21 protein-coding genes and 1 tRNA gene are annotated in these 26,420 nt (G+C 63.6%); 12 read left to right on the plus strand and 10 right to left on the minus strand.

Going from position 1 to position 26,420, the window contains the following annotated elements; genetic code table 11:
- The first annotated feature begins 68 nt into the window (after positions 1-68).
- The 5 genes from GCN74_RS11740 (at position 69) to GCN74_RS11760 (ending at position 2,529) form a co-directional block, all read left to right on the plus strand.
- On the plus strand, positions 69-269 hold the full coding sequence (locus GCN74_RS11740) for a hypothetical protein (protein WP_152256858.1): 201 nt from the start codon (positions 69-71) through the stop codon (positions 267-269).
- A gap of 25 nt (positions 270-294) precedes the next feature.
- Positions 295-501: a DUF4224 domain-containing protein gene (locus GCN74_RS11745; RefSeq protein WP_152256859.1), complete on the plus strand. Its 207-nt coding sequence runs from the start codon at positions 295-297 to the stop codon at positions 499-501.
- The gene (locus GCN74_RS11750; protein ID WP_152256860.1) at positions 498-1,613 is read left to right on the plus strand and encodes a tyrosine-type recombinase/integrase; all 1,116 of its coding nucleotides are present in this window, start codon (positions 498-500) and stop codon (positions 1,611-1,613) included. The genes GCN74_RS11745 and GCN74_RS11750 overlap by 4 nt, the downstream gene beginning before the upstream one ends.
- A 243-nt stretch (positions 1,614-1,856) precedes the next feature.
- Positions 1,857-2,144: a BrnT family toxin gene (locus GCN74_RS11755; RefSeq protein WP_139091618.1), complete on the plus strand. Its 288-nt coding sequence runs from the start codon at positions 1,857-1,859 to the stop codon at positions 2,142-2,144.
- The gene (locus GCN74_RS11760) at positions 2,125-2,529 is read left to right on the plus strand and encodes a BrnA antitoxin family protein (RefSeq protein WP_223278990.1); all 405 of its coding nucleotides are present in this window, start codon (positions 2,125-2,127) and stop codon (positions 2,527-2,529) included. Before GCN74_RS11755 ends, GCN74_RS11760 begins: the two co-directional genes overlap by 20 nt.
- A gap of 172 nt (positions 2,530-2,701) precedes the next feature.
- Here GCN74_RS11760 and GCN74_RS11765 read toward each other — a convergent pair.
- The 5 genes from GCN74_RS11765 to GCN74_RS11785 form a co-directional block, all read right to left on the minus strand.
- Positions 2,702-2,778: transfer RNA gene (locus GCN74_RS11765), tRNA-Pro, on the minus strand.
- A gap of 102 nt (positions 2,779-2,880) precedes the next feature.
- Positions 2,881-3,495, minus strand: a complete 615-nt coding sequence (locus GCN74_RS11770; protein WP_152256861.1) for a TetR/AcrR family transcriptional regulator — start codon at positions 3,493-3,495, stop codon at positions 2,881-2,883.
- Positions 3,496-3,557: 62 nt separating this feature from the next.
- Positions 3,558-5,006, minus strand: a complete 1,449-nt coding sequence (gene adeC, locus GCN74_RS11775) for an AdeC/AdeK/OprM family multidrug efflux complex outer membrane factor (protein ID WP_152256862.1) — start codon at positions 5,004-5,006, stop codon at positions 3,558-3,560.
- 1 nt (position 5,007) lies between these two features.
- On the minus strand, positions 5,008-8,172 hold the full coding sequence (locus tag GCN74_RS11780; RefSeq protein ID WP_152256863.1) for an efflux RND transporter permease subunit: 3,165 nt from the start codon (positions 8,170-8,172) through the stop codon (positions 5,008-5,010).
- A gap of 15 nt (positions 8,173-8,187) precedes the next feature.
- A complete protein-coding gene (locus tag GCN74_RS11785; RefSeq protein ID WP_152256864.1) occupies positions 8,188-9,402 on the minus strand; it encodes an efflux RND transporter periplasmic adaptor subunit in 1,215 nt (404 codons plus the stop codon).
- Between the two features lie 445 nt (positions 9,403-9,847).
- On the opposite strand from GCN74_RS11785, the gene GCN74_RS11790 reads away from it, so the two are divergent.
- Both GCN74_RS11790 and GCN74_RS11795 read left to right on the plus strand, forming a co-directional pair.
- Positions 9,848-11,335, plus strand: coding sequence for an ATPase domain-containing protein (locus tag GCN74_RS11790; RefSeq protein WP_152256943.1), 1,488 nt, complete (start codon positions 9,848-9,850; stop codon positions 11,333-11,335).
- Positions 11,336-11,343: 8 nt separating this feature from the next.
- Positions 11,344-12,879 (plus strand): ATP-binding protein, encoded by a 1,536-nt coding sequence (locus GCN74_RS11795; protein ID WP_152256865.1) that lies wholly within the window; start codon positions 11,344-11,346, stop codon positions 12,877-12,879.
- Between the two features lie 3 nt (positions 12,880-12,882).
- Here the strand turns inward: GCN74_RS11795 and GCN74_RS11800 are convergent, their stop codons facing one another.
- Complete coding sequence (locus GCN74_RS11800) at positions 12,883-14,769, minus strand: MFS transporter (RefSeq protein ID WP_152256866.1); 1,887 nt, start codon at positions 14,767-14,769, stop codon at positions 12,883-12,885.
- Between the two features lie 244 nt (positions 14,770-15,013).
- Between GCN74_RS11800 and GCN74_RS11805 the strand changes: the two genes are divergently transcribed.
- Together GCN74_RS11805 and GCN74_RS11810 are read left to right on the plus strand one after the other, a co-directional pair.
- The gene (locus GCN74_RS11805) at positions 15,014-18,223 is read left to right on the plus strand and encodes a DUF2339 domain-containing protein (protein WP_152256867.1); all 3,210 of its coding nucleotides are present in this window, start codon (positions 15,014-15,016) and stop codon (positions 18,221-18,223) included.
- Positions 18,220-19,722, plus strand: coding sequence for a DUF3999 family protein (locus GCN74_RS11810; RefSeq protein ID WP_152256868.1), 1,503 nt, complete (start codon positions 18,220-18,222; stop codon positions 19,720-19,722). Before GCN74_RS11805 ends, GCN74_RS11810 begins: the two co-directional genes overlap by 4 nt.
- An 87-nt stretch (positions 19,723-19,809) precedes the next feature.
- Here the strand turns inward: GCN74_RS11810 and GCN74_RS11815 are convergent, their stop codons facing one another.
- Positions 19,810-20,604 carry a helix-turn-helix domain-containing protein gene (locus GCN74_RS11815; protein WP_226939001.1) on the minus strand — a complete coding sequence of 265 codons (795 nt, stop codon included), beginning with the start codon at positions 20,602-20,604 and terminating at the stop codon, positions 19,810-19,812.
- A gap of 160 nt (positions 20,605-20,764) precedes the next feature.
- Here GCN74_RS11815 and GCN74_RS11820 point away from each other — a divergent pair, with 160 nt between their 5' ends.
- Genes GCN74_RS11820 through GCN74_RS11830 form a run of 3 tightly spaced genes read left to right on the plus strand, consistent with a single transcriptional unit; the run spans position 20,765 to position 22,422 of the window.
- Positions 20,765-21,187 carry a hypothetical protein gene (locus GCN74_RS11820; protein WP_152256869.1) on the plus strand — a complete coding sequence of 141 codons (423 nt, stop codon included), beginning with the start codon at positions 20,765-20,767 and terminating at the stop codon, positions 21,185-21,187.
- Positions 21,188-21,214: 27 nt separating this feature from the next.
- On the plus strand, positions 21,215-21,631 hold the full coding sequence (locus GCN74_RS11825; protein WP_152256870.1) for a hypothetical protein: 417 nt from the start codon (positions 21,215-21,217) through the stop codon (positions 21,629-21,631).
- A gap of 5 nt (positions 21,632-21,636) precedes the next feature.
- Positions 21,637-22,422, plus strand: coding sequence for a DUF2145 domain-containing protein (locus GCN74_RS11830; protein ID WP_152256871.1), 786 nt, complete (start codon positions 21,637-21,639; stop codon positions 22,420-22,422).
- Here the strand turns inward: GCN74_RS11830 and GCN74_RS11835 are convergent.
- The 3 genes from GCN74_RS11835 to GCN74_RS11845 are packed head-to-tail and all read right to left on the minus strand — an operon-like array spanning position 22,419 to position 26,352.
- Positions 22,419-23,465, minus strand: coding sequence for an AbrB family transcriptional regulator (locus GCN74_RS11835; protein WP_226939002.1), 1,047 nt, complete (start codon positions 23,463-23,465; stop codon positions 22,419-22,421). The two genes, GCN74_RS11830 and GCN74_RS11835, sit on opposite strands and share 4 nt — an antisense overlap.
- Positions 23,466-23,467: 2 nt before the next feature.
- Positions 23,468-24,541, minus strand: coding sequence for an ABC transporter ATP-binding protein (locus GCN74_RS11840; RefSeq protein WP_152256873.1), 1,074 nt, complete (start codon positions 24,539-24,541; stop codon positions 23,468-23,470).
- A gap of 20 nt (positions 24,542-24,561) precedes the next feature.
- A complete protein-coding gene (locus GCN74_RS11845; protein WP_152256874.1) occupies positions 24,562-26,352 on the minus strand; it encodes an ABC transporter permease in 1,791 nt (596 codons plus the stop codon).
- Positions 26,353-26,420 lie beyond the last annotated feature (68 nt).

Below are 26,420 nucleotides of genomic sequence, written 5' to 3' on the forward strand. Positions count from 1 at the left end.
GGGAGCTGTTTCCCTTCGACGACGCCTTAACCGATTGTGGATGCACGGACTAGAAGGAGATTACGAAAATGGACCAATACAAAGAATTCTGCCGGCTGCGCGACTACCGCAAGCCTGGCGTCGAAGTGCCTCAATACACGGAGGCAGAGGCGTTTTCCTTGGCCACTGGTCAACCAGGCTACGACGACCATTCTTCTGTGGGTTTGACCTACGTCGGCGTGCTGGACCACAGCGCCCGGCACCAATTCGAGCAGACAAGAACTATTTGATGAAGAAGAAAGGAGAAACACAGATATGAGCGAATTGGCATTGAGCGATCAAGAGGTTATCGACCTGACGCACTACCGGCGCGCGGCAGAGCAGCTGCGCGCCTTGAGAGAAATGGGCGTCCCCGCCACCAGATTGCACGACAACACAGTGCGCGTGCTGCGCATGCATCTGATCCATCCCGCCACGATGCCGGCGGCTCCCGCCCCTGTAAGGAAATCTGCCCGAAAATGAATCGTCACCGCAAAACCAATCGCGGCCTGCCGCGCCGGGTCTATCTGAAAAACGGCGCGTATCGCTACCTGGCGGCCGCGCCCATGCGTAACCCGGCCAATGGCAAAATACAGAGCTGGATTCACCTTGCCTACGCGGTCGAGGGCGAAAGCAAGATGCTAACTGCGCTGGCCGCGCTGCTGGGCAGTCCGCAACTTGTGGAAGGCTCGATGCCACATGCCTGCGTGGAGTTCAAAGAAAATAAGCTGGGCAGCTACGGCAAGGACACGCAAGATGCCTACCGTCGTTACTTAGACGTGATCGCCGACGAGTTCGAAGAATTCCACGCATCCCAGGTGACAACCAAGGACTGCGCCGGCTTCTTGCGCGACAACTTCAAAAACACGCCGAACACAGCGAAAAAGTACGCTGCACTGATGAGCCGCTTGTTCAAGTTCATCATCGGTGAGCTGGGCTTGCGCCAAGACAACCCTATCGATCAACTCGACATGTCCAGCTACAAGACCGGACGACGCGAGGTGCTGGCCACGCATGCGCAAGTGCAAGCGATACGCGAAGCAGGCATGATGAGCAAGGAACGCAAAGGCACGGGCTTGAGCATCCCGACGGCCAGCGGCCCCATGTTCGCCTGCATCATCGACATGTCCTACCTGCTGTGGGCACGCGGCATCGATATCCGCATGCTGAAAGAATCACAGATCGAAGATGGGCGGATCAGGATCAAGCCAAGCAAGACGCAAAAAACCAGCGGCAAGGCCGTCGATATCGTTGTCACAGCTGAAATTGCCGAAGTGATCGCCCGCGCCCGTGGATTGAAAATCAAATATGGGCTAATCAGCCAGTTCGTGTTCCCGACACAAAAAGGCGGCGCCTACACCCGGTCCGGCCTCAGTTCGATGTGGGACCGCGCAAAGGAGCGCATTGGCATGAAGGATGACGTGGTATTCCGCGATATCCGGGCTTTGGCGGCCACGGATGCTGCACGGCGCGGCGAGAACCGCAGCGACATTCAAAAGCGCCTGGTGCACACGTCAGGCAAGACCACAGATATCTACATCAAGGAAGTGATTGCGGATGTTTCCGAGATTCCGATGGCCTTACCATGGATCTAAAATACCAAGATCGGCAAAGACCGCGTATATACGCTATGATCTCAGTCCGATGCATACTTTCGCAGCAAGCTCAGGTGTTGCGCTGCGATGAGACAGATCCGAAAAGTACCGAAAAATACCGAAAAAACGTAGTTATCCACAGCTTTTTACAAGTTTACACAAAATTGTCACCGTTTTCTGTTGATAACTACATTGCAATTTGTACTGTGCGGCCTTATATTTTGTATATACAAAGGGGACAAGATGCGGATCATAGTTATTACACCGCGCATTGATCAAAAATTAGACGCCAAGCATGACGTAACACCCGAAGAGGTGGATCAATGCTTCGACAATAAATGTGGCGTAAACTTAATTGATGAACGCGAAGACCACAAGTCAGATCCACCGTCGCTGTGGTTCATCGCCGAAACAAACAAAGGTAGGTTACTCAAAATTATTTATGTTTACCGTGACGGTAAATATTTCCTCAAATCAGCTTTCGAGCCAGGTGCCGGAGATATCGACACCTATGAAAATGAAGGAAAATGAAATTAGCAACATGGAGAAAATGATGAACGCCCCCGTCAAAATTGAAGGTAGTGTAGAGAATTGGGAGTCTGGCGCACTTGGTCGCGACCGAGCACATGCGAAGCGGGCCCCAAAGGAACTTGAGCAACAAATGGATGAAGCACAGGGGCTTCAGGCCATTTCGATTCGCCTGAAGAAAGAACTGATTGAAGATTTTAAGTTTATTGCTAAGCAACACGGCATGGGCTACCAGCCGCTGATGCGTGAAGCGCTGCGACGTTTTGCCGAGTCAGAATACAAGCGTATTGCAGTACAACTTGCAAATGAAAAAGCCGCCAAGGAGGCAGCCTGCCTGCAGGTGTTGGCAGAGCATGAGGGAGAAGCGCCAATGATGGCTGCTGCTTGATCTTACTGCAACTGTGCAACAAAAAACCCCGTCATAGTGCGGGGTTTTTTATTGCCAAGCTCCACCGTAAAACCCCCGACCCAACGGAAAAACCCAGCACCGATATTATACAAACGTATAATATACAGTACTGGGTTTCTATACAGCTTGCGCTGTAACTCCTTGAATCTAATGGTCGGGGCGAGAAGATTCGAACTTCCGACCCCATGCACCCCATGCATGTACGCTACCAGGCTGCGCTACGCCCCGACGAGGTGAGAATTATAGCAGACGCTTTTAGGTTTTTGCCATGCTTTGCGCATGATTCATATCGAACTGCGCAAACTTTTTTGCATGTCCGTGGCAAGCGCCCTATTCGTTCAGCAATAAGGCCGTCAGGATGATGCGAAAACCGGCGATCAGGGGCTCGACCTTGACGTCCGGATTGTGAATGAAACGCACCGGCAATCCCTGGTACAGGGCCACCAGGGCGTTCAGGCGCCCTTGCAGCATTTCCTCGTCGGCCGGCAAGCCCCGCTTGATGCGCGCATCGCGGATGATGGAGAGAAATAACTGACGCGAACGCTGGTCCGAGCATTGCAGCATTTCGGCGATCGCCGGATTGCGCGACGCTTCGGCAAAAATTTCCAGCGGCATCATCCACGTTTTCGGGTCCAGCGCTTCGAGCACATGCTCGCCCGCATTGTCGATCACCGCCTGCAGCGGGTCTTCGCGCTGCGCCAGGTCCTGCATCAGGTTCGACACCCGCTCCGTATTCTGCATGACGAAGGCGGCGATGATCGCATCCTTGCTGTCGAAATAATTATAGATGTGGCCCGCGCTCATGCCGGCCGCTTTCGAGATCTCGGCCATGCTGGCGCCGTGGAAGCCGCGGCGGCTGAAACAGCTCTCCGCCGCATCGAGCACCTGCTTGCGCCGCGTGTTGGCGCGCTCGGGATCCGGATGCTTCTTTTCAACTTGGTTCATGATTTTCCAGTAGCGCGCCGGCCCTGCCCTTGCGGGCAAGGCCGGCGTCGGCGTCCCCGTGATTATTGGACGCCGCCAGCCGCCGCGACGGCTGTCTGCTCAGGCTGCCAACCGCCGCCCAGCACCTTGTACAGGGTCACCAGGTTGGTCGACTTGGCCAAACGCGCCGTGATCAGGCTTTGCTGCGCCGTGTACAGCGCGCGCTGGGCCACCAGGGCGTTCAGGTAGGACTCGGCGCCCTGCTTGTAGCGCGCGTCGTGGATAGTGTAGCTCTTCGTCGACGCCTCCACCAGCGAGACCTGCGACTGCAGGCGCTCGTCGATGGTGCCGCGCTGGGCCAGCGCATCGGACACTTCGCGGAAGGCGACCTGGATCGCCTTTTCATATTGCGCCACGGAGATTTCACGCTGCACCTTGGCGATATCGAGGTTGGCGCGGTTCACGCCGCCATCGAAGATCGGCAGGCTGATCTGCGGAATGAAACTCCACGTGCCGCTGCCCGCCTTGAACAGGCCGGACAGGTTGTCGCTCAGCGAACCGGCCGTCGCCGTCAGCGAAATGCGCGGGAAGAAGGCCGCGCGCGCCGCGCCGATGTTGGCGTTGGCCGCGCGCAGGGTGCGCTCGGCCGCCAGCACGTCGGGACGGCGCTGCAGCACGTCCGACGGCAAGCCGGACGGAATCTCCGCCAGCGCCGTCACCGTGCCGAACTCGCCTTGCGGCAGCAGGTCGGCCGGCACGGGGCCGCCCACCAGCAGGACCAGTGCGTTTTGATCCAGCGCAACCTGGCTCGTGTAGACGGCCACGTCGGAACGGGCCGACTCGACGCTGGTCTGCGCGTCGTACTTGTCCAGGCCCGACGTGGCGCCGGCACTGAAGCGGCGCACGGCCAGGTCATACGACGACTGCTGGCTCTTCAGGGTGTCCTGCGCCACGCGCAGGCGCTGCTGGTCGGCCACCAGGTTCAGATAGGTGCTGGCCACCTCGGCCACCAGGCTGATCTGCTGGGCACGGCGTGCTTCTTCCGTGCCCAGGTATTGCTCGAGCGCGCTGTCGGACAGGCTGCGCACGCGGCCGAAGAAGTCCAGCTCGTAAGCCGACACGCCCAGGTTCGCCGTGTACTGGCGATTGATGGACGCTTCGCCGGTGGCGCTGGCGTTCTTCGGCACGCGGCTGGCCGTCTGGCCGCCCGACGCCGACAGGGTCGGGATCAGGGCGGCGCGTTCGATGCCGTAGGTGGCGCGCGCCTTCTCGATGTTGAGGATCGAGACGCGCAGGTCGCGGTTGTTGGCCAGCGCCAGTTCCAGTACCTGGCGCAGGCGCGCATCGGCAAAGAACTCGCGCCAGGCGATGTCCGCCACCGGCTTGGCGTCGGCGGCGGCCGTGTCGGCCTTGTAGGAAGGACCCGTCGGCCACGCCGTGGGCGCCGGCGCTGCCGGACGCTCGTACGTGGGGGCCAGGCTGCAACCGGCCAGCAAGGCCAGTGCCGCCATCGAGAGTAGCGATTTTTTCATATTAATGTGCATCCTTGGAAAGCGTGACGGCTGGCGCGCCAGGCGTCGCCGGCGTGGCAGGCGCGTCCGGCTTCGAAAAGAAGCCGCGCACCAGCACGAAGAACACCGGCACGAAGAAGATACCGAGGAACGTGGCCGTCAACATGCCGCCCAGCACGCCGATACCGATGGCGTTCTGGCTGCCGGAACCGGCGCCGCTGGAGATAGCCAGTGGCAACACGCCCAGGCCGAAGGCAATCGAGGTCATCAGAATCGGACGCAGGCGCAGACGCACCGCATGCAAGGTCGCGTCCAGCAGCGACATGCCCGATTCCTGCATTTCCTTGGCGAACTCGACGATCAGAATCGCATTCTTCGCCGACAGGCCCACCACCGTGAGCAAGCCCACCTGGAAGTATACGTCGTTCGACAGGCCGAACATCCACGTGCCCAGCACGGCGCCGATGACGCCCAGCGGCACGACCAGCAGCACGGAGAACGGAATCGACCAGCTTTCATACAGCGCAGCCAGGCACAGGAACACGATCAGCAGGGACAGCGCGTACAGCTGCGGCGTCTGCGAGCCGGATTCGCGCTCTTCCAGCGACACGCCGGTCCAGCTGAAGCCGATGCCAGGCGGCAGCTGCGCCACCATCGCTTCCATCGCGTTCATGGCCGCGCCCGTGCTCTGGCCCGGTGCCGGCGTCCCCAGGATCTCTACCGACGGCAAGCCGTTGTAGCGTTCCAGGCGTGGCGAAGCGTAAATCCACTTGCCCGTAGCAAAGGCCGAGAACGGCACCATCTGGCCAGCGCTGTTGCGCACGAACCACTTGTTCAAGTCTTCCGGCTGCATGCGCGATTCGGCATTGCCTTGCATGAACACTTTCTTCACGCGGCCACGGTCGAGGAAGTCATTCACATAGGAACTACCCCAGCCCACGCTCAGCACGCGGTTGATTTCCGAGATCTGCAAGCCCAGCGCGGTTGCCTTCTGCTGGTCGATGTCGATCTTGTACTGCGGCGTATCTTCCTGGCCGTTCGGGCGCACGCCCACCATGGTGGGATTTTGCGAGGCCATGCCCAGCAACTGGTTACGCGCCGCCATCAGGGCGTCATGGCCGACGCCGCCGATATCCTGCAGCTGCATGTCGAAACCGGTGGCGTTACCCAGTTCCAGCACGGCAGGCGGGGCAAAGGTAAACACCATCGCGTCCTTGATCTGCAACAACTTGCCCATGGCGCGGCCCGCCACTGCCGGCGCTTTTTGCGCCACGTCCTTGCGCAGCGCCCAGTCTTTCAGGCGCACGAAGGCGATACCCGTGTTCTGGCCGTTACCGCCGAAGCTGAAACCGGCGACGGCAAACACGGAGGCGACGTTGTCTTTCTCGCTGTTCATGAAGTGGTCTTCGACCTGCTCGATCACTTTCAGGGTGCGCTCTTGCGTGGCGCCCGTCGGCAATTGAATCTGCGTAAACAGGATGCCCTGGTCTTCTTCCGGCAGGAAGGAGGTCGGCAAGCGCATGAAGATGAACACGAGACCGGCCAGCAGCAGCACATACAGCAGCATCGAGCGGGCGCGGTGCGTGATCATGGCGCCGACCAGGCCCTGGTACTTGTTGCTGCTGCTGTCGAAGCTGCGGTTGAACCAGCCGAAGAAACCCTTGTTCGTCGCGTGATGGCCTTTTTCGACCGGTTTCAGCAAGGTGGCGCACAGCGCTGGCGTAAACACCAGCGCGACGACGACGGACAGCACCATCGACGACACGATCGTGATCGAGAACTGGCGGTAAATCACGCCCGTCGAACCGCCGAAGAAGGCCATCGGCACGAACACGGCCGACAGCACCATGGCGATACCCACCAGCGCGCCCGTGATCTGCGTCATGGACTTGCGCGTCGCTTCCAGCGGCGACAAGCCCTCTTCGCTCATCACGCGCTCGACGTTTTCCACCACCACGATCGCATCGTCGACCAGCAGACCAATGGCCAGCACCATGGCGAACATGGTCAAGGTGTTGATCGAGTAGCCGAACGCGTTCAGGATGCCGAAGGTACCGAGCAGCACGACCGGCACGGCCATGGTGGGGATCAGGGTGGCGCGGAAGTTCTGCAGGAACAGGTACATCACCAGGAACACCAGGATGATCGCTTCGACCAGGGTCTTGACCACTTCCTCGATCGACAGTTTCACGAACGGGGTGGTGTCGAACGCCACCTGGTAGCTCATGCCTTCAGGGAATTGCTTGCTCAGGTTGCCCAGCATGGCTTTCGCCGCGTTGGCCGTATCGAGCGCATTCGCGCCCGTCGCCAGCTTGATCGCCACGCCGGTGGCCGCATGGCCGTTGTAGCGGGCCACGGTATTGTAGTTCTCGCGGCCCAGTTCCATGCTGGCCACGTCCTTCAGGTACACCATGGCGCCGTTGGTCGTGGTTTTCAGCAAGATGGCGCCGAACTGCTCGGCCGTCTGCAAGCGGCTTTGCGCCGACACGGTGGCGTTCAGCTGCTGGCCCTTGACGGACGGCGTGCCGCCCAGCTCACCGGCCGACACTTCCGCATTCTGCGCCTGCACGGCCGTGATCACGTCCGTCGGGGTCAGGTTGAAGCTTTGCAGCTTGGCCGGGTCGAGCCAGATACGCATCGCGTACTGCGAACCGAACAGGGTCACGTCGCCCACGCCCGCTACGCGGCTGAGCGGATCGACGACGTTGGCGGCCACGTAGTCGCTCAAGTCGGTCTGGTCCATCTTGCCGTTTTCGGAAATGAAGCCGAACACCATCAGGAAGTTCTTCGTGGCTTTCGACACGACGAGACCCTGCTGCGTGACAGCCGTCGGCAGCAGTGGCGTGGCCAGCTGCAGCTTGTTCTGCACTTGCACCTGAGCGATGTCAGGATTGGTGCCGCTGGTGAACGTCAGGGTGATGCTGATGCCGCCAGTCGCATCGCTCGACGAAGCCATGTAGCGCAAGCCGTCGATACCCTTCATCTTTTGTTCGATGACCTGGGTCACGGCGTCTTCCACGGTCTTGGCGGAGGCGCCAGGATAGGAGCCGCTGATCGAAATCGACGGCGGAGCAATGCTCGGGTACTGCGCGATCGGCAGGCTGAGGATCGAAATCACGCCGGCAAGCATGATGACGATCGCGACCACCCAGGCAAAAATCGGGCGGTCAATGAAAAAACGGGCCATTAATATTCTCCTGAATTAGTGGGCGCTGGCAGCCGATGCTGCGGCAGAAGCGGCAGCGGCGGGCGCAGGAGCAGCTTCGGCCTTGGCCGGCACGGCAACGGCCGGGGCGCCTGGCTTGATTTTTTGCAAGCCTTCCACGATCACGCGGTCGCCTGCAGCCAGACCGGACGTCACCAGCCAGTTGGTGCCGACCGTGCCGCTGGTGGTCAGCACGCGCTGCTCGACCTTGTTTTCCTTGTTCAGGATCATGGCGGTGGCCTGGCCCTTCTGGTTACGCGTCACGCCCACTTGCGGCACGGTAATGGCTTTTTCATCCACGCCCGTTTCCAGCTGCGCACGTACGTACATGCCTGGCAGCAATTCGCCTTTCGGGTTCGGGAACAGCGCGCGCAGGATCACGTTGCCGGTGGTCGGGTCGACCGTCACGCCGGCGAACTGCAGCTTGCCCGATTCGCTGTACTTGCTGCCATCCGGCAAGATCAGATCGACCTTGGCCTGGCCTTCGCCCACTTTTTTCAGCGAGCCGTCGGCCATCTGGCGCTTCAGGCGCAGCAGGTCCGTGCTCGACTGGGTAACGTCGACATAGATGGGATCGAGTTGCTGCACGGTGGTCAGCGCGTCGGCCTGGCCCGCCGTGACCAACGCGCCGGCCGTCACGGTCGAGCGGCTGGTGCGGCCGCTGATCGGCGCCGTCACGGTGCTGTATCTCAGGTTGATGTTCGCCGTTTCCAGCGCCGCGGTAGCAGACTCGACGTCGGCCTTCGCTTGCTCGAACGCGGCCACGGCATCGTCGTATTCCTGGCGGCTCACGCCTTCGATGGCGACCAGCTCCTTGTAGCGCGTGGCTTTCGGGCCGGCCGTCAGCAAGTTGGCCTTGGCTTTCGACAACGCGGCCTTGGCCGAATTGTAGGCAGCCTGGTAGGTGGCCGGATCGATCTGATACAGGGCCGTGCCCGCTTTCACATCGCTACCTTCGACGAACAGGCGCTTCTGGATCAAGCCGCCCACCTGCGGGCGCACGTCGGCGACCTGGTAGGCATTCGTGCGGCCGGGCAATTCGGCGCTCATCGGCAACGCGGCCGGATTAACAGTAAACACGACCACCTGCGGCGCTTGCTGCGCGTGAGGTGCTTCCTGCTTTTTACTGCAGCCGGCCATGATTACAGTGGCGCACAGAACGGCAATAGCGCCGCTCGTACGCGGCGACGTCAAGGAAAAGGTTGGTTGCATCTTGGACTTTCTGAAAAAGAAGCTGGCTAGTGTCGTTAGAAATGACTAAATTTATTAACGCAGGTCAAAGAATGAACGATCATTCTAAAATCGTCAAGCATCGTTACAATTGAAACATAGTAACCATCAAGCGAATTAAATTATCAATGAAGCAATGAAATGAGGACAGCGACAGCGGCAGCACGCCAGCAAAGTTGAGCAGAAACAAGGCGAGCGATGCAAAAAAAGGCAATGCGGAAAAGGTGGATTGGGTGATTACTTTAGCAGGGTCAAGATTTCTTTGCTGAACTGGCCGACAAGGACGCAACACCATCCCTCGTGGCAGGCGTGGCAAAATAATTATTTACCAATGGTATCGAAAAGACATCCCTCGCCGGACGCGCTAATATGGTGGTCACGGTCTGGCACAGCAGGAGGGGCGATGACGGCACAGGCGCAAAGCAGCATGCAGGACGATGGCGCGGGCGGCCCGGGCGCGCCGCCGCTGCTGTCGACGGGCGTTGCCGGCCTCGACACCATTCTCACGGGCGGCTTGCTGGCCGAGCGCCTGTACCTGGTCGAAGGCGAACCGGGCACGGGCAAGACCACCCTGGCGCTGCAATTCCTGGCCGAAGGGGCGCGCAGCGGTGCGTCCGTGCTGTATATCGCCCTGGCCGAATCGGAAATCGAATTGCGCGACGCCGCCCTGTCGCACGGCTGGAACCTGGGCGGCATCGCCATCGAAGAAGTGGCGCCCAGCGACGACATCCTCGATCCCGGGCGCCAGTACACCATCTTTCATCCGTCGGAAATCGAACTGGCCTCGACCAACCAGCGCATCCTGGCCGCCATCGAAAAGCACCGCCCGGCCCGCCTCGTGCTCGACTCGCTGTCCGAACTGCAGCTGCTGGCGGAAAACCCGTTGCGCTACCGGCGCCAGGTTCTGGCTTTGAAGCAATACCTGGCCAGCCGGCACTGCACCACCCTGTTGATCGATGACCGCTCCGCGCTGGACGACGGTTTGCAGGTGCGTAGCGTGGCCCATTGCGTGATCTCGCTGGAACGGCAGAACCAGGCGTACGGCAACGACCGGCGCCGCGTGCGCGTGGTGAAATACCGGGGCGTGCCGTTTCGCAGCGGCACGCACGACTACAAGATTTCCCATGACGGCCTGGTCGTCTATCCCCGCCTGGTGGCCGCCGACACGCGCCGCGACGGCAACCACCGGCGCCTGTCGAGCGGCATCCCCGAACTCGACCTCATGATAGGCGGCGGCCTGGAAGAAGGCATGAGCACCCTCATTTCCGGCCCCGCGGGCAGCGGCAAGTCCACCCTGGCGGCGCAATTCGTGCACGCGGCCACCGAGCGGGGCGAACCGTGCGCCATGTTCCTGTTCGAGGAAGCGCGCAGCAAGCTGCTGAACCGCGCCGGCAACGTGGGCATGCGCCTGCAGGCGGCGCTCGACGCAGGCCTGCTGAGCGCACAGCAGGTCGATCCGGCCGAGCTGACGCCGGGCGAATTCGCCCAGGCCGTGGTCGACGCGGCGGAACGGGGCGCCCGGGTCATCGTCATCGATAGCCTGAACGGCTACATGCATGCCGTGCCCGACGAACGCTTCCAGAGCACCTACCTGCATGAGCTGCTCAATTACCTGGGCCAGCGCGGCGTGGCCACCCTGCTCGTCGGCGTGCAGCAGAACATGCTGGGCACTTCGATGTCCACTTCGGCCGACGCCAGCTACCTGGCCGACAGCGTCGTCATGCTGCGCTACTATGAAACGGAAGGCGAGGTGCGGCAAGCCATTTCCGTCTTCAAGAAACGTGGCAGCGCGCACGAACGCAGCATCCGCCGCTTCGAGATCAGCCCGCAGGGCATCCGCATCGGTCCGGCCCTGGCCGGCTTTCATGGCATCCTGTCGGGCTTGCCTACCATCGGCGGCACGCCCTTCCCCTAGGAATCGCCATGGAGCAGCGCATCCTGATCTACGCGACGGCCGGCCAGGACGCCAGCCTGGCCGGCACGGTATTGGCTGGCAGCGCCATCGCCAGCCACGCCTGCAACTCCCCCGGCGAACTGGCCGAGCAGCTGGCGCTGGGCGCAGGCGGGGTGCTGACGGTGGACGAGGCGCTGCATGCCGGCGTCTACTCCGTGCTCGATGCCTACGCCCGCCAGCAGCCGGACTGGTCCGACTTGCCCATCACCGTGCTCACGCACGCGGGACTCGATTCCCTGCCCTTGCAGCAAGCCATTGCCACCCTGGGCAACCTGACCTTGCTGGAACGCCCCGTGCACATACTGACCCTGATCACGTCGGCGCACGCCATGCTGCGCGCGCGCCAGCGCCAGTATCAGGTGCGCGAGACGCAGCGGCGCAAGGATGAATTTCTTGCCAGCCTCGGGCACGAACTGCGCAATCCGCTGGCGCCCATCCAGTCTTCGGTGGCCCTGCTCAGGCACCTGTACCCGGCCTCGGAGCAGGTGGGCAAGGTAAGCGACGTGATCGAACGCCAGGTGACGCACCTGACGCGCCTGGTCGATGACTTGCTGGACGTGGCGCGCATTACCAGCGGCAAGGTGTTGCTGCAGCTCAAGGATTTCGAACTGCAGCAAGTGCTCGACCACGTGACCGAGCTGTGCCAGCCGGCCGCCAGCAGCCGGCACATCAGCATCGCACTTGCCATGCCGCCGCAGGCCGTCACGCTGCACGCCGATTATGCGAGGGTGGTACAGATCTTCGCCAATATCGTGTCGAACGCCGTGAAGTTCACGCCGGACGGCGGCCACATCCGGATTACGGCGCGCCTGGCGCAGGGCCAGCTGCAGGTGGCCATCGAAGACGATGGCATCGGCATCGAGCCGAAGGCCATTCCGCGTCTCTTTTCCATGTTCGAACAAGGCCCCACGGTGGCGGGCCAGATGGCCAGCGGCCTGGGTATCGGCCTCAGCCTGGCGCGCCAATTTGCCGAAATGCATGGCGGCAGCATCGAGGCCCAAAGCGACGGCCCCGGCCGCGGCAGCCGCTTTATCGTCACCTTGCCGGCCAGCGCCGGCAACGCCCTGGGCCCCACGGCCGCCGCCGGCAGCGCGTCGCCCGCCGGCGCGACGCTGCCGTTGCAAGTGCTGGTAGTGGACGACAACCGCGACGCGGCCGATTCCCTGCAGAGCCTGTTCCAGCTGGAGGGCTATGCCGCCAGCGTTGCCTATGACGGCGCGCAGGCGCTGGCGGCCGTGGATATGGCGTGGCCGCAACTGGTCGTGATGGACCTGGGCATGCCGGACATGGATGGCTATGAAACGGCACGCCGCATGCGCCGCAAGGCACAGGGACGCGACGTGCTGATGATCGCCCTGACGGGCTGGGGCCAGGGCGAGGCGCGCTCGCGCACGGAGCAGGCGGGTTTCGACCATCACCTGACGAAACCCGTGGATTTCGCCGCCATCGCCGCCCTGCTCAGTGCGCACCTGGCGCAGCAGGCGGCGGCGGGACGGCCGCAGTGAGCGTTACTTCCACTTGCCCCGCAATTCCTGCACCTTTTGCTGCAGCAATTCCGGCGTGGCGGCCTCGGGCGGCACGGGCATGCCCACGGCCAGCGACAGACGGGAACGCAAGCCCGCCTTGAAGGCGCGCTCGAACAAATGGCCATTGCGGTGGCTCAACAAATGGCCCCACAAGCCGCGCAGCGCCAGCGGAATCACGGGCACCTTGCTGCGCTCGACGATCTTGGCGATGCCACCCTTGAATTCGCTGATCTGGCCCGTGCGGGTCAGCTTGCCTTCGGGGAAGATGCACACCAGCTCGCCTTCATGCAGCGCTTGCGCGATATCGATGAAGGCCTTTTCCATCAGGAAAGGATCTTCCTTGGCCGGCGCGATGGGAATGGCCTTGGCCGTGCGGAAGATCCAGCCCATCAGCGGCATCTTGAAGATGCGGTGGTCCATGACGAAGCGGATGGGGCGTGGGCTGGCCGCCATGATGACAATGGCATCCACATAGCTGACGTGATTGCATACCAGCACCGCCGCGCCTTCCGCGGGGATGCGCTCGCCATCGACCACTTTGACCCGGTGCACGGTCTGGATAAGAATCCACGCGAGGAAGCGCATGAGGAATTCCGGCACCAGCGAGAAGATGTAGGCGGCCACCAGCGCATTCAGGATGGCCGTGACGAGGAACAGCTGCGGGATCGTAAACCCCTGGCCCAGCAGCACGATGGCCACGCCGGCCGCCGCCACCATGAACAGGGCGTTCAGGATATTCATGCCGGCAATCGTGCGCGAAATGTGTTTCGGGTCGCAGCGCGTCTGGATCAGGGCGAACAGGGGCACGATGAAGAAGCCGCCGAACACGCCGATCATGACGATGTCGAGCAGGATGCGCGGCACGCCCGCCTGGCTGACAAAGGCCAGCGCGTCGACCACTTGCGTATTCGCATACGCATTGCTGGCGAAATACAGGTCGATGCCGAACAGCGACAGGCCGATGGAGCCGAACGGCACCAGGCCGATTTCAATCTTGTGGCCGGACAGGCGTTCGCACAGCAGGGAACCCGTGCCGATGCCGACGGAAAACACGGTCAGCAGCAGCACGAACACGCTGTGGTCGCCATGCAGGAAATCCTTCGAATACACGGGGAACTGGGCCAGGATCAGGGCGCCGTAAAACCAGAACCAGGAGTTGCCCAGCATGGCCAGGAAGACGGGGCGGTTCTTGCGCGAGAAATTCAGGTTGCGGAACGATTCGGCGACGAAGTTCAGGCTGACCTTCAAGGCCGGCTCGGGCGCCGGCGTGCGCGGCACGCGGTAGCTGGCGATCAGGCCGAACACGGCCACGGCAATCGTCGCGCCCGCCACCAGCTCCACGCCCAGCGGCTTGTGCACGATCAACACGGCGCCGAGGATCTCGCCCAATAGAATGCCGACAAAGGTGCCCATCTCGATCAGGCCATTGCCGCCAACCAATTCTTCAGGCTTGAGCTGCTGCGGCAGGTAGGCATACTTGACGGGACCGAACAGGGTCGAGTGCACGCCCATGCCCACCACGGCGGCCACCAGCAGCCACAGCGTATGCGTCATCCAGCCGGCGGCCGCCACGGCCATGATGGCCAGTTCCATCCATTTGACGAAACGGGCCAGGCCCGCCTTTTCAAACTTGTCGGCCAGCTGGCCCGCCGTGGCCGAAAACACGACGTAGGGCAGGATGAACAGGCCGGGGATCAGATTGGTGATGGTGGACGGATCGAGCGTGGTCCAGCTCAGCGCATCGTAGGCGAGGATCACCATCAGGGCCGTCTTGAACAGATTGTCGTTGAAGGCGCCAAAGAACTGGGTCCAGAAGAAGGGCCCGAAACGGCGCTGCGACAATAAGGAAAACTGGCTGCTTTGACTCATGGCATGGGGACTGGCTATTAAGGAATTGCTAAAATACAGCACTATCCTGCGCACGACAATCTGAATGTCGTCATCTTGCTTGGCATCAATATGAAAAGCCCGCTCCGGCTCCATGCCTGCCTTGCCGCCGAACACACTTCCTGACACTTGCCCTGACACGACAGAAATCGCTTGTTTCTTGATAATAAGGTAATGTGCGCATACCTCGGGCGCCTTCGCCCTGCCCTTTCAGGAAAGCTGCCCCATGTTTGGATTGATCACGCTGTTCATCCTTGGCTTGCTGATTACCGGCTTCGTGCTGGTGCTGCAGTACCGCCGCAAGGTGGCGGATCTGGAATTGCTGACGGCCCGCCTGCGCAAGGAAGTCGACGGCATCCACAAGCGCCTGCAAACGCTGGAAGGCCAGGGCGAAGCGCCCGCTGCCGTTCCCGCCGTGGAGAGCGCTGCGCCGCCGCCGGTACCAGTGCCGGCGCCTGTTGCGCTTGCCCCGCCGGTGCCTGCGCCGCCACCGCCAGCCGCCCCCGCGCCGCAAGCGGCCGCAAGCGAGCCCGTCGCCCTGGCAAAGGCCGCGCCAGCCGCCACCTCCGCACCGGCACCATCGGCGCCGCCGCCCCCCGCCAGGCCCGCCCCTGCCGCGCCAAATACCCCGTCGTGGATCGCGCGCCCCGACGGCCTCGTTGCCAAGGCGAAGAACTGGCTGTTTACGGGCAACCTGGTGGCCAAGCTGGGCTTGCTGATCCTCTTCCTCGGCGTCAGTTTCCTGCTCAAGTACGTGTCGGCGCAGGTGACCGTGCCCATCGAACTGCGCCTGGCCGGCATTGCGCTGGCCGACATCGCCCTGCTGGCCTGGGCCTGGCGCATCCGCCTGAAACGCCCCGGCATCAGCCTGCCGCTGCAGGGCACCGCGCTGGCGATATTGATGCTGGTGACGTTTGGCGCCTTCCGCCTGTATGAACTGATCCCGGCCGGCCTGGCGTTCGCCGTGCTGTTCGTGCTGACGGCCTTCACGTGTCTGCTGGCCGTGCTGCAAAACGCCGTCTGGCTGGCCGTCTTCGGCATCGTGGGCGGTTTTGCCGTGCCCTTGCTGGTGTCGACGGGCAGCGGCAACCATATCGGCCTGTTCAGCTATTACGCGCTGCTCAATGCGGGCGTCTTCGCCATCGCCCTGCGACGCGCCTGGCGCGTCCTGAATGTGCTGAGCTTTGGCTTCACCTTTGTCGTCGCCACCACCTGGGGCCTGCTGCGCTACACGCCCGAGCACTACCTGTCGACGCAGCTGTTCCTGATCCTGTTCGTGCTGTTCTATGTCGGCATCGCCATCGCCTACTGCGCGCGCCAGGCGCCGCGCCTCAGGCATTACGTGGATGGCACCCTCGTCTTCGGCACGCCGCTGGCGGCCATGGGCCTGCAGTACGGCCTGGTGCGGCACTTTGACTTCGGCCTGGCGTTTTCCGCGCTGATTGCCGGCCTGTGCTACACGGGACTGGCCGTGGCGCTGTGGCGCAGGAATGGCTTCAAGCTGCTGGCCGAAGCCTTCCTCGCGCTAGGCATCGTCTTCGGTACCCTGGCCATCCCGTTCGCCCTCGACGGCCGCTGGACGTCGGCCGCCTGGGCGCTGGAAGGCGCGGGCATCGTCTGGGTCGGCTTGCGCCAGCGCCAGATCCTGGCCTGGGCTTTCGGCCTGCTGGTGCAGGGAGCCGCCTGGCTTGCCTTCCTCGGCGCCATGCTGGAACTCGATACGGCAGCGGCCCTGCACGCCAACATCTGGCTGGGTTGCGCGCTGCTGGCCGCCGCCGCGCTGGTGATGGCCTACAATTTCCGCCGCCACGGCAGCCACTTGCATCCCGAATTCATGAGCAGCCTGTCCGTGCTGTTCCTGACGGCCGCCACCGTCTGGCTGCTGGGCGGCATCTGGAGCGAAGTCCTGCTGCGCACGGAAGCGGCCACGCAGCTGAACCTGCTCACCGTCAGCGCGCTGGCCGTGGCCGCCCTGCTGGCGTGGCTGGCGCGGCGCGAGCAATGGCATGCGCCGCGCGCGCTGCTGCTGGCCGTGCAGGTACTGGCCGGCATGATCATGTTCAGCCGCGCCAGCTGGGTCTGGGACCAGCATCCGGCCAGCCTGTTCGAGGGCTCCTTCCTCAGCGCCCTGCTGCTGGGCGCCGCCGCCTTTGCCAGCGCCCGCATCCTTGCGCTGCGCGCGCGCGGCGGCGACGAGCTGCTGGCCCTGGTCGCGCGCCCCCTGCTGGCCTGGAGCGGCTTGCTGTGGTTTGCCGCCATCCTCGTGCCATTCGTCAGCTGGCTGCTGCGCCTGCTCGACGGCGACCTGTCCCTGCAGCCGCACGCGGGCGAGCACTGGCTGGCGCTGTACCTGATTGCCGTGTGTATCACGACACCCGTGTTCGCCATCCTGGCGCGGCGCCTGGACTGGCCGCAGCTGCGCTGGTTCAGCGTGGCCGCCTGGCTCGGCCTGGGCCTGTGGAGCGCCAACCTGCTGCTGGCGCTGTACCTGCGCGATTACCTGCCCGGCGACTTGAGCTGGCTGGCCCTGGCCAGCGCCCTGGCGGCCGGCGAATACCTGCTGATGGCCTGGCCGCAAGCGGGCTGGCAGCTCGATGCGCGCGCGCTGCGCCTGCTGCATACGCTGCGCACGGCCGCGCCATGGCTGATGCTGTGGCCCGTGGGCGCCATGCACGTCAACGCCTGGCTGGCGGGCCATGCCGGCAGCGTCAGCCCTGCCTGGGCCCGCTACTTGCCGGCCTGGGCCATGATGCTGGCCCTGGCCTGGCTGATCCGCCGCTGCCGCGCGGGCGCCTGGCCCGTGGCGCCGATTGCGGCGTGGTACCAGTGCACCCTGATACCGCTGGGCGCGCTGTGGTCGCTGCTGCTGATCGCCGCGTGGAATATCGTCGACGACGGCGCCATGGCGCCCCTGCCCTATTTGCCGCTGCTCAATCCGCTGGACCTGAGCACGGGCTTTGCCATCCTGCTGGCCATTGCCAGCTACCGTTTGCTGCCAGCAAGCCAGGTCCCCCTGCCCGCCCTGTGGCAAGCACGTTTGCCTGCCGTGGCCGCCTGCTGCGTGTATGTCTGGTTCAACCTGATGCTGCTGCGTACGGTCTCGCACTACCTGGGCGTGCCCTACACCTTCGATGCCATGCTGGCCTCGCAGTTCGTGCAAGCGATGCTGTCGCTGGTGTGGAGCGTCACGGCCCTGCTGCTGATGCGCCACGCGGCCCGCCGGCAGCGGCGCCAGCAGTGGAGCCTGGGCGCCGTGCTGCTGGGGCTGGTCGTACTGAAACTGTTCGCCATCGACCTGTCGAACGTGGGCGGCATCGAACGCATCGTGTCCTTCGTGGGTGTGGGCTTGCTGATGGTGTTGATCGGCTACCTGGCGCCTTTCCCCAAGGCTGCCGCGCCGGCCGCGCCGGCTGCACCACAGCAAGGAGCAGCATGAAAGCGTCACTCCTCTTTTGCAACATGCTGCTCATGGGTGCCGCGCTGGCCGCGCCAACGGGCCAGGCGCCGGACCGGCCGCATGACTATGGCTGGAGCATGCCCGTGCATGTACCCGCTGGCGCAGGCATCGTCCAGCTGCCCCTGCCCCGGGAAGTCTACCTGCACGCCAGCTCGGCCAGCCTGGCCGACGTGCGCCTGTTCGATGGCGACGGCAAGCGCCTGGCCTATGCCATGGTCGCGCCTTCCGCGCAATCGGCCACGCAGCGGACCAGCATTGCGGCGCGTATCTTCCCCGTGACGGGCAGGTCCAGCCTTGGCGTGCAGGGCATCGATATCCGCACGGCGGACGATGGCCGGCTGCTGTCGGTCAGCACGCGGGCCGGCACGACGGCCGGCACGGCCGCGCTGCAGGCGCTGATCCTCGACCTGGGCAAGCAGGCGCAAGGCAGCCGCATTGCCGCCCTGCGCTTCACGGCGCCAGCCCGCACGAACAATTACAGTGCGCAAGTGCTGCTGGAAGTAAGCGACGACCTGAAGCAATGGGACGCCATCGGCACCACTACCCTGAATTGGCTCAGCAACAACGACACGCAAACCCTGGCCAACGACAGCATCGCCTTCGCGCCGCGCGCGTTCCGCTATGCACGCCTGAGCTGGCAAGCGGGCGAACCGCGGGCCTTTGAAGCGATCACGGCGCAAGCCGTCAGCGAAACGGAAGTCGCCGCGCCCCGCGCCGCCATCGTGCTGCAAGGCGTGCCCGGCCAGCAGGACCATGAATGGCGCTATCCCGCGCCCATCGCCATTCCCGCCGACAGCATCGCCCTGCAATTTACGCAAAGCAACGTGGTCTTGCCCGTGACCCTGGGCGTGTATCGCCAGAACAGCTACGTTCCCCGGCACCGCCTGCACCTGCGCCAGCAGACGCAAGCGGTACAAGGCGCGTATTTTGATGCCTTGCTGAGCACCACGTTTTACCGCATCGGCCTCGATGGCAAGGAAAGGATCTCGGGCGACCTGGCCATGCCCGTGACGCAGACGGCACTGTGGGTCATGCAGACACCGGCCGAACACCCGCTCTCCGCCGGCAATGCGCCCGCCTTGCGCCTGGGCTGGACGCCGGCCACCATGGTATTGCTGGCCAGCGGCAAGCCGCCCTATCAACTGGCATTCGGCAAGAGCGATGCGGCAGCCGTGGCGCAGCCGCTGTCGCAGGTGGCGCCCGGCTTCCAGGCCGATGAATTGCTGGCCCTCAAAACGGCCAGCACGGGCCCGCTCCAGGCCAACGGGAGCAAGGCGCCTGCACCCGTCGCCAGCCAGGATGCAGCACCATGGCGCCTGGCCGCGCTGTGGGCCGCCCTGCTGCTGGGCGTGGGCGTGCTGGGCTTTTTTGCCTGGCGCTTGCTGAGCCAGATGAAACAGGAGCAAACAGATCCGGAACAAGCGGGCCAGGAACAAGCCGACCAGGAGAAAACGGACGGCGGCAAGCAGCGCGGCTAGCGGCCAGGAAGCGCCTGCCTACTGGCTTGCTGGCTGGCGTGATGTGCTGGGCTAACTGGCTGGCTGGCTGGTTGGCTGGTTGGCTGACTAGCTTACTGGCCGACTAGGCTGACTGACCAACTGGCTAACTGGCGCAGCCGTATGCCGCAGCAGCGCCTTGAACGTCTGCGGCATCCACGGCCGCGCCGCCAGCATGAAGCTGATGGCCAGGCGCTCATCGCCGGGCAGGCGCGCGTCTTCCTGGTGTTGCTGCGAAAATTCCACCGCCACTTGCTTCAGGCGCTCCAGCAAGGCCGCCGTGGATTTCTTCGACAGCATCACGTTCACCAGGCGCAGCAATTCCGTCTCGCCATCGAACTGGGAATTCAAATAGTCGCCATACGCCTCCTGCTTGAAATACGTGTGGATGGGGCCGTTCGGTATCCACGCAAACGTGCGCGCCACCAGCAGTTTGACCCGGTTATTCGGCAGCAGTTCCAGGAAACCGATCTTGTCGAGGCGCAGCAGGTATTTGACGGCTTGCGCTTCGCTGATGTCGTAGATGGCGACGATCTGTTCCAGCGGCAGCAAGTTCAGGGCGGAGACGGCCACCACGAACAGCCGGGTGTCTTCGATGATTTCCTTTTCCTGCGCATACGTCAGCCCCGTGATCAGGGTGGGGGCGGCCTGCGCCGTCTGCACGGCCAGCGCCAGCTGCTGGAAATCGCTGCCGATGGCCACCAGTATCTGGTCCAGGCGCTGCAGGGTAAATTGTTTCTGCGAAAACATCCGCTTGACGCTGGCTTCAGAGACGCCGATGCGCTGCGCCAGCTCGGCATAGGTGACGGCGCGCGCCTTCAGCAGGCGTTTCAAGGCTTCGATCAGGGCGTGGGTTTGCGGCATGCACTTCCTTTATAAAAATAGCATCGATTCAAGCGGCAAAAAAGTAGCGCAATACGCTACCTGCGGTATGCCTTCCCGCTACGAGTAGCGTTTTCATTGACCAATTGCCCACAGTCTACAATGATGGCGTTGCCACTTGGCACACTTGAAGGAGAAACACATGAAACGCCTGCTGCCCCTCTGCCTGTCCCTGTCGCTGCTGACGTTCTCCATGGCCGCCCCCGGCCTGGCGCACGCCGCCGCGTCCGAGAACCTGTCGAAAGGCTCGCAAAACCTGAGCCAGGGTTCCGCCATCGTTGTCGCCGGTTCCATGTCGATGCTGGTCGCGTCCGGCCAGGTGGTGGTCGCCAGCGTGGAAACGGTGGGCGAAGGCATCGTCATCGTGCTCAAGGGTGCTTCCGAAGCGGGTGGCGCTTCCATCCAGATGAGCACGCAAGCGGCCAAGGGCCTGTCGCTGGCGGCCGGCACGGTGGTCAATGTGGTGGCGCTGTCCACCGGCCATATGCTGGTGCTGTCCGGCAAGGCCATCGCCTTCATCCCGAACGAACTGGGCAAGGCGCTGCTGCACCACTCGAAAGTGTAACCATCAACAATGAAGAACGGACATCCCATGAAACACCTGCTCGCCACCGCCCTGCTGTGCGCCACCACCCTGGCGCCGCTGGCCCAGGCCGCCAACTCCGACACCGCCAACGCGTCCGACAACGCCAGCATGGCCTCGGCCATCGTGCTGCTCGGTTCCATGTCGGTGCTGGCCGCCGCCGGTGAAGTCGTCGTCGACAAGGTGGAAGATGTGGCCGACGGCAGCGTGCTGGTGCTGAAGAGCGCGACCAAGGGGGCGTCCTCCGCCGCCACGGCTTCCGTCAAGCTGAGCCAGAAAGCCATGCAAGGCCTGTCGCTGGCAGCCGGCACGGTCGTCAACGTGGTGGCCGTCTCCACGGGCCACGTGCTGGTGCTGTCGGGCAAGACCATCGCCTATGTGCCGAATGCAGCCGGCCAGGCCATCCTCCACCATTCGAAAGCGTGAACCCCATGAAACGCCTGACCGTGATTGTCATCAGCCTGGCCCTGGCCGGCGCCGCCCATGCGGGACGCTCGTGCGAGGAAAAGCAAACGGATGCGACCACCCTCGTCAAGTCGATGGACCTGGCGCAAAAGACCCTGCAAGCGCTCGATGGCTCGGGCGCACAGGTGGCGCTGGTGGCGCGCGCCGGGCAGGACTTGTCGAAATACAATCTGCGCTATTCGCACATGGCCCTGGCCTGGCGCGACCACCCGCAAGGGCGCTGGCTGGTCGTGCATGAACTCAATGAATGCGGCACGGCACAATCGTCGCTGTACAACGAAGGCTTGGGCAATTTCTTCATGGATGACGTGTTCATGTATGAAACGCTGATCCTGGTCCCGGGCCAGGATACGCAGCAGCAACTGGTGCGCCTGCTGACCAGCAACACGCCGAAGCGCCTGCATGAGCCGCACTACAATATGCTGGCCTACCCGTTTTCCACCAAGTACCAGAACTCGAACCAGTGGGTGCTGGAAAGCCTGGCCGCCGCCAGCAACGAGCCGGGCAAGATCGAAACGCGGGCCGAAGCGCAAGGCTGGCTGCGCGGCGCCAGCTATGCGCCGCAAACGCTCAGCATCCCCGCCGTCACGCGCCTGGGCGCGCGCATGTTCCGCGCCAATATCGCCTTCGACGACCATCCGTTCGAGCGCCGCATGACGCGCCAGATCGACGTCGTCACCGTGGACTCCATCGTGCGCTTCATGCGCCAGCGCGAGCCGCAGATACAGGAAATCGTGGTGCGGGGAAATTAGAACCGCTGCAGCAGGCGAAACAGCGGACCGATCGCCAGTACCAGCACCACCATGCGCGCCACGTGAAAGGCCGTGACGATGGGCACGCCCAGGTGCAGGGTCTTGGCCGTCAGCGACATCTCGGCGATGCCGCCGGGCGAAGTGGCCAGGATGGCCGTGCCGGGATGGATGGCCAGCCAGTGCGACAGGCCCAGTCCGAAGACGGCCGCCAGCAACAGCATGAGCACGGTGCACAGGGCCACGCCGGCCAGGTAGCGCGGGGCCGCATGCAGGAAGGCGGGGCTGAAGCGCGTGCCCAGCGCGATGCCGATGAACAGCTGGCCCGCGCGTATCACCCACTCGGGCAGGCGCGACAGATGGATGCCGCAGGCCGTCAGCAGCAGTGCCGCCAGCAGCGGGCCGATGACCCAGGCGTTGGGCAGCCTGCCCCGTTTGCATGCGAGAGCGCTCGATACGGTGACGAGTACCAACAGCGCCAGCCCGCCATGGTCGATCAGCGCGGCGCCGGGCACGAAGCTTTCATGTCCCGCTTCCAGCCCGTGGCTGCCCCAGTAGCGCACGCCGAACGGGATGGTCGCCACCACCAGCATCATGCGCAGGCTGTGCGCGGCGGCCACCTTGCCCACGTCGGCGCCATGGCGCTCGCTCTGCACCGCCATCTCGGACGCGCCGCCGACGGCCATGGCAAAGAAGGCGGTGGCGTGGTCGACGCCGGACAGGCGCCGCAGCAGCATGGCGCCCGCAGCGCCCAGCGCCAGCGCGAACAGCACGGCGCCGGCGATCCACGGCGTGTAGTCGAGCAGCACGGCCAGCACGGGCGCCGTGAAATACAGGCCCAGCGCCGTGCCGATGGCCCATTGGCCCGCCTCGCGCACGCGCACGGGGCAAGCCAGTTCGCGCCCCGCCAGGCGCAGCCCCGCCGTGGCAAACAGGGGGCCGATCATCCACGGCAGCGGCGTGTGCAGCCACAGGCAGATGGCGGCGCCCGCCAGGCCGGCGGCCAGCGCGGCGCCGACGGCGCGCCAGCGAGGCCGCCACGGCACCGTTAAAACACCCAGAGCTTGTCGGCCGGCATATGCAGCCAGTACTTGCCCGCTTCGAGCTTGTGGCGCGAATAGGCGCGCAGGCTGATGTTCTCGGCGCCGCCCCGCTCGAACAGGCATTCCCAGCGGTCGCCCAGGTACATGCAGGTCAGCAGCGGCAGCTCGATGGCGTTGTCCACCTGCGTGGCGCTGATCTTGACTTCCTCGACGCGTATCATGGTCGTCACTTCCGTGCCCACGTTGGCGCCGCGCGCCACGCCCTGCATGGAGGCGCCGTCGACGAGCAGCCGCACGGCGCTGCCGTCGCGCTGCACCACCTTGCCGGGCAGGCGGTTGTTACTGCCCATGAATTCGGCCGTAAACAGGGTGTCCGGCGTTTCATACATGCTTTGCGGCGTGCCCTGCTGCTCGATCTTGCCGTTATTGAGCAGCAAAATGCGGTCGGAAATGGCCATCGCCTCGCCCTGGTCATGCGTGACCATCAGGGCCGACAGGCCCAGGCGCACGATCAGTTCGCGCAGGAAGGCGCGCGCTTCCTCGCGCAGCTTGGCATCGAGGTTCGACAGCGGTTCGTCGAGCAGGATCACGGGCGGGTTGTACACCAGCGCCCTGGCGATCGCCACGCGCTGCTGCTGGCCGCCGGACAGCTGGTGCGGATAGCGCTCGCCCAGGTGCCCCAGTCCCAGCTGCGTCAGCACTTCCTTGATGCGCGCGGCGATTTCCGTGCTGCCCATCTTGCGCAATTTGAGGCCGTAGGCGACGTTGTCGAACACGGTCTTGTGCGGCCACAGCGCGTACGACTGGAACACCAGGCCCAGGTTGCGCTGCTCGGCCGGCATCTCGAAGTGCTTCGCGCCATCGTAGACATTGCGCTCGCCGATCTGGATGGTGCCCGCCTTCGGGCTTTCCAGTCCCGCGACGGCGCGCAGCAAGGTGGTCTTGCCGCTGCCCGAAGGTCCCAGCAGGGCGACCACTTCGCCCTTTTTCAGGTGCATCGAGACACCCTTCAGGATGGGGTTGGCGGATGCGCCCGTGCCGTAGTCCAGGTGCAGCTCATTGACGGTCAATTCATTCATGATGTGGTCTCAGTCTTCTATTAATTATGGAGTTTCACGCCGAAACGCAAGGCGATGCCCAGGCCGATGGCCACCAGGGTGATGTTGATGAAGGACAGCGCCGCCACCAGGTCGGTCGAACCGCCCGCCCACAGCGACACCAGCATGGCGCCGATCACTTCCGTGCCTGGCGAGAGCAGGTACACGCCCGTCGAATATTCGCGCTCGAAGATCAGGAACACCATCAGCCAGGCGCCCAGCAAGCCGTACTTGATCAGCGGCAGGGTCACGTCGCGCGTCACCTGGCCGCGGCTGGCGCCGACGGCGCGTGCCGCCTCTTCCAGTTCCGGCCCCACCTGCAGCAGCGCGGTGGAAATCAGGCGCATGCCGTAGGCCATCCACACCACCGAATACGCCAGCCACAGGGCGAAGATCGTCGAGCGCAGTTCGCGCAGCACGGGGATCACATGGCCGCTGAGCCACAGGGCCACGCCGTTGTCCATGCCCTTCAATACGCCATCGAGCCAGGCCGGCACGAACAGGAACACCCACAGGAACGACAGGCCGGCCAGCAGGCCCGGCACGGCGCGCGGCACCAGCACGCTGTAGTCGAGCAGGCGCGTGATGCCGTCCTGCTTGCGGTGCATGGCCAGCGCGATAAAGCTGTAGCAGCCCACGGCCAGGGCGCCGCCGACGACGCCGATCAGGATGGTGTTGACGATGCCGCGCACCAGCGAGGGCTGGTCGAAGATATCGCGGAAATGCTGCAGGGTCAGCACGTCGGCCAGGTGCACGCCCTCGCCCCAGTACTGCACGAAGGAGCGCAGCACGATGCCCGTCAACGGCAGGATGATGGTGAAGACCAGCCATCCCGCCAGCAAGGCGAACGCCAGCCACTTCCAGCGGCCCAGCGGCATGGCCTTGCTGCGCGCGCCCTTGCCCTTGATCGACACATACTTGTTGGCGGACTTGAGCAGCCAGCGCTGTATCATCACCAGCGGCATGGTCACCATCACCAGGCAGACGGCGACGGCGGCCATCAGGTGGTACGACGGCGTGCCCAGCTTGTTCGTCAGCTTGTACAGATAGGTCGGCAGCACCAGATGGCCTTCCGGGTCGCCCAGCACCAGCACCAGGCCGAACACTTCAAAACCGAGGAAGAACACCAGCACGCCCGCATAGGCGAGCGCCGGCATGATCATCGGCAGCGACACATTGAGCATCACCTGGACGGGCGAGGCGCCGGCCACGCGGGCCGCTTCTTCCACGTCCGAGCCCAGGCTTTTCAGGGCCGACGAGGCATACAGGTAGACGTGCGGCACGTGCGTCAGGCCGGCGATGATGACGATGCTGGTGAACGAATAGATATTCCAGGGCACGAAGCCGAGCAGCTCCTTGGCCCAGATCGAATAAAAGCCCACGGGGCCCATCGAGACGACGTAGCCGAAGCCCATCACCATCGGCGAGACGAAGATGGGCACCAGCAGCATGGGCGCCACCCAGCCGCGCCCCGGCAGGTCGGTGCGCACCATCAGGAAGGCCAGCATGCCGCCCAGCGGCACGGCGATGACGGTCAGGCCGAAGGCCAGCATCAGGCCATTCTTGAAGGCCATGGAGAAATCGGGATCATCGAAGATGAAACGGTAGGAATCAAAGCCGAATTCGCGCACGGGCATGAAGAACGGCGCGTTCAAAAAGCTCTGGTAAAAAATCAGGAAGAGCGGCAGGAAGATGGCGATCAGCGTGATCGTCACGACCACGCCGCGCGGCCAGTTCAGGCGCGACAAGAGAGAGCGCGACCGTGCAGGCAGCGGCAGGATGGCAGTTTGCATGATGAATCCAATGAATGAAGGGTGCGGCGTGCGCCCGCAAGCCAGGCTCGCGGGCGGCTAAGTCGGCG

It is taken from the genome of Janthinobacterium sp. FT14W (assembly GCF_009208755.1).
GTDB classification, from domain to species: Bacteria; Pseudomonadota; Gammaproteobacteria; order Burkholderiales; family Burkholderiaceae_D; genus Janthinobacterium; species Janthinobacterium violaceinigrum.